Genomic DNA, 526 nt, shown 5'->3' with positions numbered 1-526 from the left:
GTTAATTGTTAAAGAACTGTATTCGGTTACTGCTTTCGCGCTATCGACAAAGCGTTGTGTTTGTCAGCTGCGAAGAAAAAAGAGTATGAAGCATTTCGCTAAATCCGTCAACCTTCTTTTTACTACCTTCACCGTTTCCAGTGATCCCTTTGTTTCGCAAACCGCAGCGTCTCATTGGGGAGGCGAACTATAGCAAAGCTGCACGCAGGCAGCAAGGTTTATTCTAAGAAAGTGTGAAATTTAATTACTCGATGCCATATCACCATCAAATGGACCTGGTAATACCATCCGGAACACCCTTGTACCCGTTGACGCTTGCGCATTAACGGACAGACCCACATGCTGTTGCACCAGCTCGTACCTGGCCAGGCAACTGCAGGAGCATCGACAAGGGAAAGTTGATACCGATCGACGGCTGGATTGCCAGTAATGCCTGGTGAATAAACCGTCAGACGAAAAAAAACCCCACCATCACTGGCGGGGTTTTCTTCTACTGCGTATAACAAGCCTGACGATAACCTACTTT

Annotated in this window: 2 protein-coding genes; one reads left to right on the top strand and one right to left on the bottom strand. The window is 46.8% G+C overall.

Going from position 1 to position 526, the window contains the following annotated elements; all coding sequences use genetic code 11:
• Window positions 1-193: hypothetical protein (locus AC1RDJ_RS28415; protein WP_493029458.1), on the top strand; the 193-nt coding region annotated here is incomplete at its 5' end.
• Window positions 194-218: 25 nt separating this feature from the next.
• Here the strand turns inward: AC1RDJ_RS28415 and AC1RDJ_RS28410 are convergent.
• Window positions 219-526, bottom strand: a 308-nt coding sequence (locus tag AC1RDJ_RS28410) for a hypothetical protein (RefSeq protein WP_493029457.1), incomplete at its 5' end; no start/stop codon positions are given.

The organism is Janthinobacterium sp. GW822-FHT07H10 (assembly GCF_058798675.1).
The sequence above is the reverse complement of the archived record's forward strand: the minus strand, read 5'-3'. Positions and strand labels throughout refer to the sequence as shown.